Annotated in this window: 10 protein-coding genes; 6 read left to right on the top strand and 4 right to left on the bottom strand. The window is 67.5% G+C overall.

The window, feature by feature from the left end; all coding sequences use genetic code 11:
* Positions 1-84 precede the first annotated feature (84 nt).
* A complete protein-coding gene (locus OOT08_RS00085) occupies positions 85-1,053 on the bottom strand; it encodes a COX15/CtaA family protein (protein WP_325090567.1) in 969 nt (322 codons plus the stop codon).
* Positions 1,054-1,313: 260 nt separating this feature from the next.
* On the opposite strand from OOT08_RS00085, the gene sufB reads away from it, so the two are divergent.
* The 6 genes from sufB (at position 1,314) to OOT08_RS00055 (ending at position 7,066) form a co-directional block, all read left to right on the top strand.
* Entirely contained in the window at positions 1,314-2,732 is a 1,419-nt protein-coding gene (gene sufB / locus OOT08_RS00080) for a Fe-S cluster assembly protein SufB (RefSeq protein ID WP_325090566.1), read from the top strand.
* On the top strand, positions 2,732-3,907 hold the full coding sequence (gene sufD, locus OOT08_RS00075) for a Fe-S cluster assembly protein SufD (RefSeq protein ID WP_325090565.1): 1,176 nt from the start codon (positions 2,732-2,734) through the stop codon (positions 3,905-3,907). Before sufB ends, sufD begins: the two co-directional genes overlap by 1 nt.
* Positions 3,908-4,234, top strand: coding sequence for a non-heme iron oxygenase ferredoxin subunit (locus tag OOT08_RS00070; RefSeq protein WP_325090564.1), 327 nt, complete (start codon positions 3,908-3,910; stop codon positions 4,232-4,234).
* A gap of 3 nt (positions 4,235-4,237) precedes the next feature.
* Positions 4,238-4,996 carry a Fe-S cluster assembly ATPase SufC gene (gene sufC / locus OOT08_RS00065; protein WP_325090563.1) on the top strand — a complete coding sequence of 253 codons (759 nt, stop codon included), beginning with the start codon at positions 4,238-4,240 and terminating at the stop codon, positions 4,994-4,996.
* A gap of 9 nt (positions 4,997-5,005) precedes the next feature.
* A complete protein-coding gene (locus OOT08_RS00060; RefSeq protein WP_325090562.1) occupies positions 5,006-5,335 on the top strand; it encodes a metal-sulfur cluster assembly factor in 330 nt (109 codons plus the stop codon).
* Positions 5,336-5,467: 132 nt separating this feature from the next.
* A complete protein-coding gene (locus OOT08_RS00055; protein WP_325090561.1) occupies positions 5,468-7,066 on the top strand; it encodes an ABC-F family ATP-binding cassette domain-containing protein in 1,599 nt (532 codons plus the stop codon).
* Positions 7,067-7,091: 25 nt separating this feature from the next.
* On the opposite strand, the gene OOT08_RS00050 is transcribed toward OOT08_RS00055, so the two are convergent.
* From OOT08_RS00050 to OOT08_RS00040, 3 genes are read right to left on the bottom strand one after another with little or no spacing between them, the layout of a single operon-like run.
* On the bottom strand, positions 7,092-8,138 hold the full coding sequence (locus OOT08_RS00050) for a class I SAM-dependent methyltransferase (protein WP_325090560.1): 1,047 nt from the start codon (positions 8,136-8,138) through the stop codon (positions 7,092-7,094).
* Complete coding sequence (locus tag OOT08_RS00045) at positions 8,135-9,013, bottom strand: SURF1 family cytochrome oxidase biogenesis protein (protein ID WP_325090559.1); 879 nt, start codon at positions 9,011-9,013, stop codon at positions 8,135-8,137. The genes OOT08_RS00050 and OOT08_RS00045 overlap by 4 nt, the downstream gene beginning before the upstream one ends.
* The gene (locus tag OOT08_RS00040) at positions 9,010-9,261 is read right to left on the bottom strand and encodes a hypothetical protein (RefSeq protein ID WP_325090557.1); all 252 of its coding nucleotides are present in this window, start codon (positions 9,259-9,261) and stop codon (positions 9,010-9,012) included. Before OOT08_RS00040 ends, OOT08_RS00045 begins: the two co-directional genes overlap by 4 nt.
* Between the last annotated feature and the right edge of the window lie 76 nt (positions 9,262-9,337).

Below are 9,337 nucleotides of genomic sequence, written 5' to 3'. Positions count from 1 at the left end.
CGGGGTTGCCGCGCTGAGCAGCAAGACGACGAGGCACGCCGCGAGGCCGGGAACCGCCAGGGATCCCCGGCCGCGCGGCGCCACTCAGGACCCGGGGGTGACCCGCGGGGCCCGCTCGGCGGTCCGACCGTACATGGCGACCACCGTGAGGACGAGCCCGGCGGCGAGCACGGTGGCGAGCACCATGTGGATGCCGACGAGCAGCGGGGGCAGGGCGTTGCGGGCCTGGGCGACGCCGACAATGATCTGCAGCACCATGACCCCGAGGGTGCCGAGTGCGAAGTTGCGCACCGGGCGCACGCGCTCCTTGTGGGCCAGGAAGATCGCCAGGAGCGTGAACGCGAACAGGGCGTACGCGGGCCACGCGTGGAAGTGCTGCAGGATCTCCGGGTCGAGGCCGTTGCGGGCGGCCCCGCCGTCGCCCGCGTGCGGGCCCGCACCCGTGGTGATGATGCCGAGGGCGATCGTGAAGGTGCCGAGGATCATCATGAACCAGCCGGTCTGGAACAGCGGCGCGCCCACGCGGAGCGCGCGCGTGCCCGGGGCCTCGTAGACGCGGTACACGAGCAGCGCGCCGAGGACGACCAGGACGACGCTCACGAAGTAGTGCAGGCCAACCACGTAGGGGTTCAGGTTGGTGAGGACGGTGATGCCGCCCAGGATGGCCTGGAAGAAGACGCTGAAGGAGGGGATCAGGGTGAGCCAGAAGAGGTCCTTGCGCTCCTTGCGCAACCGCCAGACGGCGATAAAGGCCAGGATCGCGATGATCTCCAGCAGGAAGAACAGCGTCCGGTTGCCGAACTCGATCGCGCCGTGGATGCCCATCTCGGGGGTGGTGACGAACGAGTCATCGGTGCACTTCGGCCAGGTGGTGCAGCCCAGGCCGGAGCCGGTGAGCCGCACGGCGCCGCCGGTGCCCACGATGAGCACCTGGGTGATGAACACGAGCCAGGCGAGGACCCGCACCGGCTTCGTGATCGTGGTCGGGAGGCGGTCGATGAACCGTCGTCCGGAAAGCTGCTGCTTCTCGCTCTGGGAACCCAATATGCTCACTTCGTCTTCAACTGATGCGCGACCGCACTTTGCTCCCCCATTCCTGGCAGAAATCTGTAGAATGGAAGTTCGTGAGACCGCGACAAGGTTTGTTCGCCAACACTCACGCGATTCGGGCCCATTTCCGGGCCGTATCCCAAGAATACTGCATCGTTGCGGGGATTCTGATGCCTCCCCCCACTGGTCATCGGAATTTGCTGGAATACGTTCAGCCCCTCGCGGGTTGAACCGGTTAAGAGTGCCGAAGAGAAGGAACAGTGATGCCAGACGTATTGATTGAACGGCCAGAGCTCGACAGCCTGGGTGTGTACGAGTTCGGGTGGCACGACGCCGACACCGCGGGTGAAACCGCGAAGCGCGGCCTCAGCGAGGATGTTGTTCGCAACATCTCCAACCTGAAGGACGAGTCCGAGTGGATGCTCGAACGACGCCTCAAAGCTCTGCAGATTTTTGGCCGCAAGCCCATGCCGACCTGGGGCTCCGACCTCACCGGCATCGGCTTCGACAACATCAAATACTTCGTGCGCTCCACCGAGAAACAGGCCCAGTCGTGGGAGGACCTGCCCGAGGAGATCAAGAACACGTACGAGCGCCTGGGGATCCCCGAGGCCGAGCGACAGCGCCTCGTCGCCGGCGTCGCCGCGCAGTACGAGTCCGAGGTCGTCTACCACCAGATCCGCGAGGACCTGGAGGAGCAGGGCGTCATCTTCCTCGACACCGACACCGCGCTCAAGGAGCACCCGGAGATCTTCCAGGAGTACTTCGGCACCGTCATTCCCTCCGGCGACAACAAGTTTGCCGCGCTGAACACGGCCGTCTGGTCGGGTGGCTCCTTCGTCTACGTCCCCAAGGGCGTGCACGTCGAGATCCCGCTCCAGGCCTACTTCCGGATCAACACCGAGAACATGGGTCAGTTCGAGCGTACCCTGATCATCGCGGACGAGGGCTCCTACGTCCACTACATCGAGGGCTGCACGGCTCCGATCTACAAGTCTGACTCCCTGCACTCCGCCGTGGTCGAGATCATCGTGAAGAAGAACGCCCGCGTGCGTTACACGACGATCCAGAACTGGTCGAACAACGTGTACAACCTGGTCACCAAGCGCGCCATTGCGGAAGAGGGCGCGACGATGGAGTGGGTCGACGGCAACATCGGCTCCAAGGTCACCATGAAGTACCCCTCGATCTACCTCGCCGGCGAGCACGCCAAGGGTGAGACGCTCTCCGTGGCCTTCGCGGGCCCGGGCCAGCACCAGGACACCGGCGCCAAGATGATTCACATGGCCCCGCACACCAAGAGCGCGATCCTCGCGAAGTCGATCGCGCGCGGCGGCGGCCGCACCGGCTACCGCGGCGAGGTCCGCATCGACGCCGGGGCCCACCACTCCGCGAACTCCGTGGTCTGTGACGCGCTCCTCGTCGATCGGATTTCCCGAAGCGACACGTACCCCGCGATCGACATCCGGGTCGACGACGCGGTCCTCGGCCACGAGGCGACCGTCACCCGCGTGAGCGAGGAGCAGCTCTTCTACCTGATGAGCCGCGGCCTCGCCGAAGAAGAGGCAATGGCAATGATCGTGCGCGGCTTCATCGAGCCCATCGCTCGTGAGCTGCCCATGGAGTACGCCCTCGAATTGAACAAGCTCATTGAGATGGGCATGGAAGGATCCGTCGGATAATGGCCGAGGTACTTGACACCGCACAGCACGGCAACAAGGCGCACACGGACGGCGGCTGGGACCTCGTCCCGGTGCAGACCCGTTCCGACCGCTTTAAGTCTGTGGATGTGCAGGACTTTCAGACCGTGACCGGCCGGGAGGCCGTCTGGAAGTTCGCCCCGATCGATCAGCTGGACACCCTGCTGAACGGCGAGCTCGACGGCTCCCGCTACGGCTACGAGGCCGCCGAGGTCGAGGGCATCAGCCTCGCCTGGGTGCCCCGCGCCGAGGCGACGCTCGGCCAGGCCGGCACCCCGGAGGAGCGCGGCTCGGCCGCGGCCTGGACGGCCGTCCAGGACGTCCTCACGGTCACCGTGACGGGCGAGGACGAGAAGACCCTGCGCCTCGACCGGAACGCCTTCGGCCCCGCTGCGCGCGCCGCGCACACGATCATCGAGGCGAAGGCGCACAGCCGCGGCCTCGTGATCCTGGAGAACACGGGCGACGCCCAGCTCTCCGAGAACGTGGAGATCGTCGTGCACGACGAGGCACAGCTCACGGTCGTTACCGTGCAGGAGTGGAGCGACTCCGCCAAGCACCTCGCGAGCCACTTCGCGACGGTGGGGCGCAACGCCTCGCTCAAGCACATTGTGGTTTCCCTCGGCGGCAAGGTCGTCCGGGTCAACCCGTCGATCCACCTGAACACCGACGGCGGCGGCACCGAGGCCCTCGGGGCCTACTTCGCCGACGCGGGCCAGCACCTCGAGCAGCAGGTCTACATCGACCACGACGCCGCGCACACCCGCAGCCGGGTCACCTACAAGGGTGCCCTGCAGGGCGAGGGCGCGCGCACCGTCTGGATCGGCGACGTGCTGATCCGCCAGTCGGGCACCGGCACGGACAGTTACGAGCAAAACCGCAACCTGGTCCTGAGCGATGGCACCCGCGCCGACTCGATCCCGAACCTGGAGATCGAGACGGGCGACATCGCCGGTGCCGGGCACGCGAGCGCGACCGGTCGCTTCGACGATGAGCAGCTCTTCTACCTGATGAGCCGCGGCATCTCCGAGGAAGACGCGCGCAAGCTCGTCGTGCGCGGCTTCCTGCTCGAGGTCGTCAACCAGATCGGGAACGCCGAGATCGAGCAACGCCTGCAGGAGGCGATCGACGCCTCGCTCGCAGAGAGCGTTCGATAGGTGGCCCGAACGAAGGTGCTCACCGTGAGCGAGCTGACCCAGGATCAGGCGGTGCGCGTCGTCGTTGACGACGTGCCCATCGCCGTGGTCCTCGACTCGAACGGAGAGGTGCACGCCATCGGCGACACCTGCTCCCACGGCCAGATCAGTCTGGCCGAGGGCTTCGTCGAGGGGGACACCCTGGAGTGCTGGGCCCACGGCTCCGCGTTCTCGCTCCGCACCGGAATTCCGCAGAACCTGCCGGCCTATGAGCCGGTGCCCGTGTACCAGGTCGACATCCTGGACGGGGACGTATACATTGATCCGACCGTAACGAAAGCGATTTAACCCATGAGTTCTGTTCTTGAGATCAAGGATCTCCACGTCAGCGTTGAGACCGATCAGGGGACCAAGCAGATCCTGCGCGGCGTCGACCTCACCATCAACCAGGGCGAGACCCACGCCGTGATGGGCCCCAACGGCTCCGGCAAGTCCACCCTGGCCTACACGATCGCCGGTCACCCCCGCTACATCGTCGACTCGGGCTCGATCCTGCTCGACGGCGAAGAGGTGCTGGAGATGGGCGTCGACGAGCGCGCACAGGCGGGCCTGTTCCTCGCCATGCAGTACCCCGTCGAGATCCCCGGCGTGACCAACACCAACTTCCTGCGCACCGCGAAGACCGCGATTGACGGCGAGGCACCCAAGATCCGCACCTGGATCAAGGACGTCAAGGAGGCGATGGAGAACCTGCGCATGGACCCCTCCTTCTCCGAGCGCAACGTCAACGAGGGCTTCTCCGGCGGCGAGAAGAAGCGCAACGAGATCCTGCAGATGGAACTCCTGAAGCCGAAGTTCGCCGTGCTCGACGAGACCGACTCCGGCCTCGACGTTGACGCGCTGAAGATCGTCTCCGAGGGCGTGAACCGCGCCAAGAACGACAACGGCCTCGGCCTGCTGCTCATCACGCACTACACGCGGATCCTGCGCTACATCAAGCCGGACTTCGTGCACGTGTTCGTGAACGGCAAGATCGCCGAGCAGGGCGGCCCCGAGCTCGCCGACCGCCTTGAGGACGAGGGCTACGACCGCTTCCTCGTGGGAGCCTAGGACCCCGCGATGGAATACAGCATCGATCCCGATTTTCGGGAGCAGGCCATCGAGGCGCTGAAGGACGTGTCTGACCCCGAGCTCGGCGTCAACATCGTCGACCTCGGCCTGATCTACGATCTCGGCTTCGACGAGGAGAACGACGCGCTCGTCATCAGCATGACCCTGACGAGCGCCGGCTGCCCGCTGACCGACGTGATCGAGAACGACATCGCCGAGTGCCTCGACGGGCTCGTCACCGCGTTTCGGATCAACTGGGTCTGGATGCCCCCGTGGGGACCGGACCGGATCACCGACGACGGGCGCGACATGATGCGCGCCCTCGGCTTCTCGATCTAACGAGCACCACCCGCCGGATTCCCGGCCGAAAGCCCGAGAGCTGCCCCGCCGTTTTGGCGGGCGCAGCGCTCGGGCTTCCTCCCGTTTGCGGGAGGAGCCCCTCATTTCCACGATTGAAAGAAGAACCACCCCGTGATTGCCGTTGAAAACCTCGCCATCGACGTGGGCGCCAGACGACTGATGTCCGAGGTGTCGTTCCGCGTCAACCCCGGCGACAAGGTCGGCCTCGTCGGCCGCAACGGCGCCGGGAAGACCACCCTGACGAAGACGCTCTCCGGGGAGCTGCAGCCCGCCGAGGGCTCGATCACCGTGAAGGGCGAGCTGGGCTTCCTGCCCCAGGACCCGCGCACGGGCGACCCGTCGATGCTCGCGCGCACCCGGATCCTCGACGCCCGCGGGCTCGGCCAGATCTCCCTGGGCATGGCCGAGGCGACCGAGCTGATGGGCAGCGACGACCCCGAGGTCGCCGAGAAGGCCATGAAGCGCTACGGCAACCTCACGGACCGCTTCCAGGCCCTCGGCGGCTACGCGGCCGAGGCGGAGGCCGCGGTCATCGCCTCAAACCTGAACCTGCCCGACCGGATCCTCGCGCAGCCCCTCAGCACCCTCTCCGGCGGACAGCGCCGCCGCATCGAGCTGGCCCGCATCCTGTTCTCCGACGCCGAGACGATGATCCTCGATGAGCCGACGAACCACCTGGACGCGGACTCCGTCGTCTGGCTCCGGGAATTCCTGAAGGGCTACCGCGGCGGCCTCATCGTCATCAGTCACGACGTGGAGCTCGTCGGGGAGACCGTGAACCGGGTCTTCTACCTGGACGCCAACCGCCAGGTCATCGACATCTACAACATGGGCTGGAAGCACTACCAGCGGCAGCGCGCCGCCGACGAGGAGCGCCGCCGCAAGGAGCGCACGAACGTCGAGAAGAAGGCCAGCGTGCTGCAGTTGCAGGCCGCGAAGTTTGGCGCGAAGGCCTCGAAGGCCGCTGCCGCGCACCAGATGGTGGCCCGCGCCGAGCGCATGCTCGCCGGACTCGAGGAGGTCCGCGCCGAGGACCGGGTGGCCAAGCTGCGTTTCCCGGACCCGGCCCCCTGCGGGAAGACGCCGCTCATGGCCGAGAACCTCTCGAAGAGCTACGGCTCCCTTGAGATCTTCTCCGGGGTCGACATCGCGATCGACCGCGGCTCCAAGGTCGTCGTGCTCGGGCTCAACGGCGCGGGCAAGACCACCCTGCTGCGCATGCTCGCCGGGGTGGACCCCTCGGACACGGGGCAGATCATCGAGGGTCACGGCCTGAAGGTGGGCTACTACGCTCAGGAGCACGAGACGCTCGACGTGAAGCGGAGCGTGCTGGAGAACATGGTTTCGGCCGCGACGAACATTCGGGAGGTGGAGGCGCGGAAGATCCTCGGCTCCTTCCTGTTCACCGGCGACGACGTGCACAAGCCGGCCGGGGTGCTCTCCGGTGGGGAGAAGACCCGGCTCGCGCTCGCGATGCTCGTCGTGTCCAGTGCGAATGTGCTCCTGCTCGACGAGCCAACGAACAACCTGGACCCCGCCTCGCGCGAGGAGATCCTTGACGCGCTCGCGCACTTCACGGGCGCCGTCGTGCTCGTGAGTCACGACGAGGGTGCCGTGCAGGCGCTGAACCCAGAGCGGGTGCTCATCATGCCCGAGGGCACCGAGGACCACTGGGCTCCGGACTACCTGGAGCTCATCTCGCTCGCGTAACCGGCCGGCTTGGCCCCGTCGCCGATCAGGCGGCGCGGCCGAGCCGCCAGAGCGAGGTGATCTCGGCCGAGCGCGCCGCGTGCAGGTGATCGTGCTCGTCCTGCGCGCGACGGTGACTCGGGCGCGCGTCCATGCGGTCGATGACGGTGAGCCCGGCGGCCGCGATCAGCTCGCGCAGTTCCTGCGGCTCGCGGAGGCCGAGGCGCTCGGCGAGGTCCGAGATGATCAGCCAGCCCTCGCCCTCGGGATCCAGGTGCGCCGCGAGCTCCGCGAGGAAGCCTCGGAGCATCCCGCTGCCCGGATCGTACACCGCGCGGTCGAGCGAGGAGTGCGCCGTGCCGGGGAGCCAGGGCGGGTTACACACGATGAGCGGCGCGGTGCCCTCGGGAAAGAAGCTGCCGAGGCGGGGCTCGACGCGGTCGTCGAGGCCGAGCCGCGCCAGGTTCTCCGCCGCGCAGGCGATCGCGCGCGGTTCGCTGTCCACGGCGATCACGCGCGCCACGCCCCGCTGGGCGAGGATCGCGGCGAGCACCCCGGTGCCGGTGCCGATGTCCCAGGCGAGCCGGGTGCTCGGCAGCGGGGCCGTGGCGACCAGATCCAGGTACTCGCCCCGGGTGGGCGCGAAAACGCCGTGGTGGGCGTGGATGCTGGCGTCGAGGGCGGGCACCCAGACGCCGCGACGGCGCCACTGCTCCGCGCCGATCGCGCCGAGGACCTCGGTGAGCGGCAGCTCGGTCGCTTCGAGGATGGGGCCGCGGGCGCGTTCCAGCGCCTCCGCGGCATCGGGCGCGTTCGGCAGGGCAATGACGCCCCCGGGGGAGACGGGGACGAAGAGCAGGCCCAGGATGCGCGCGCGGTGCGCGCGGGACTGCCGCCAGCGATAAAACGCCTCCCGCGGGGTGTCATCGGGGACCCGCTTGACGCCGCGGTCGATGCGGCGGCCGAGCGCGGAGAGCAGTTGCTGCGCGCCGCGATAGTCGCCCGTCCAGAGCGTGCCAATGCCCTGCGAGGCGCGCTGGGCGACGATGCGTGCGGAGAGCTCGTCGCCCCCGGGCACGAGGCGCTGGCTCACCGGTGGGCGTCCAGGAGGGCGTCCTCGATCTCGCCGTCATCCAGCCCGCGGCGCTGTTTGCGCTCCGCGGTCTTCTTGTCCTGGCGCTTCGTGCGCTCCGACTGCGGGTACAGGCTGCGGTATTCCATCCGAATGGCGTACGCGAGGCCGATCCAGGCCATGATGATGAACACGTACCACTGCAGGGCGTAGGACAGGTGCGGGCCCTCATCGCGCTCGGGCTTGGGCTGGAGGATGCCAGCCTCGGCGCTCAGGGGTTCCTCGGTTGCCGCATCGAACTCGGCGCTGAGCAGACCGTAGCCGCCCGTGTACGTCGGCTGCTCGACGAGGTCGGCGACGTCGTTCAGGTTGATCGTGGCGAGCATATCGCCGGAGGTCTCCCGGCCCGGGATCTCGGGCTCGGATTCTTTGAGCCGCGCGTGCACCGTGACCCGGCCCTCGGGCGGGGCGACGATCTTGCCGGGCTCGTCCGGGGTGTTGCCCGCGTCGATCCACCCCCGGTTCACGACGAAGACGTTGCCGGAGTCGGTGCGGAACAGCGCCAGCATGTCGAAGCCGACGCTCTGCTGGTTCGGACGGTTTCGGACGAGGAGCACGCGCTCCTCGTACTCGCCGGTCATCTCGACAGTCTGCCACTTGTCATCGTCGTCGGAGTAGGCATCGAGGCTGGGCAGCACCTCCTCGAGGGGCAGGGCCGCGTTCGCGTAGTTCGCGTCGATGCGGGCGATCTCGGCGCGCGCCTGGGCGCGCCGATCGAACTGCCACTGGCCGAGCAGCGCGCAGACGATCGAGAACACGACGACGAGGCCCGTGTAGCCCGCCCAGCGCTTCGAGCGGAGAAACCCCCAGCTGGGCTGGTCTGACTCGCGATTCATTCGGGGGATCCGTTCTCGTGCAGCGGGGACTCAAGGAACTCGTCCAGCGTCATGGTCTCCACCGGGAACGAGCGCGCGCGCAGGAACTCGGTGAGGTAGTCGGCGTGGTCCGCGCACGCGAGCCAGATCTTGCGGCGGCTCTCGGCGTGGATTTTCGGGTTTCGCCAGGCGAGCGCCGCGGTGGCAACCGCGTCACAACTGGCCCGGGAACAATTGTATCGTTCACTGGGCTCGCCGCCGAGTATCATCGTTCATCCTCCTGAGGGGGGTCCTGCTGGGCTGCGGTGGGGAATTCCTCGTTGCCCTCGGCGTCAAAGACGAGGA

It is taken from the genome of Leucobacter sp. M11 (assembly GCF_035726885.1).
Classification (GTDB): Bacteria; Actinomycetota; Actinomycetes; order Actinomycetales; family Microbacteriaceae; genus JAPFRB01.
This window is presented reverse-complemented; position numbering and strand designations above follow the sequence as displayed.

Coding starts and splice junctions, on each gene's coding strand:
- OOT08_RS00045 (WP_325090559.1), bottom strand. CDS start 9,013: ATGAATCGCGAGTCAGACCAGCCCAGCTGGGGGTTTCTCCGCTCGAAG.
- sufC (WP_325090563.1), top strand. CDS start 4,238: ATGAGTTCTGTTCTTGAGATCAAGGATCTCCACGTCAGCGTTGAGACC.
- sufB (WP_325090566.1), top strand. CDS start 1,314: ATGCCAGACGTATTGATTGAACGGCCAGAGCTCGACAGCCTGGGTGTG.
- OOT08_RS00060 (WP_325090562.1), top strand. CDS start 5,006: ATGGAATACAGCATCGATCCCGATTTTCGGGAGCAGGCCATCGAGGCG.
- OOT08_RS00040 (WP_325090557.1), bottom strand. CDS start 9,261: ATGATACTCGGCGGCGAGCCCAGTGAACGATACAATTGTTCCCGGGCC.
- sufD (WP_325090565.1), top strand. CDS start 2,732: ATGGCCGAGGTACTTGACACCGCACAGCACGGCAACAAGGCGCACACG.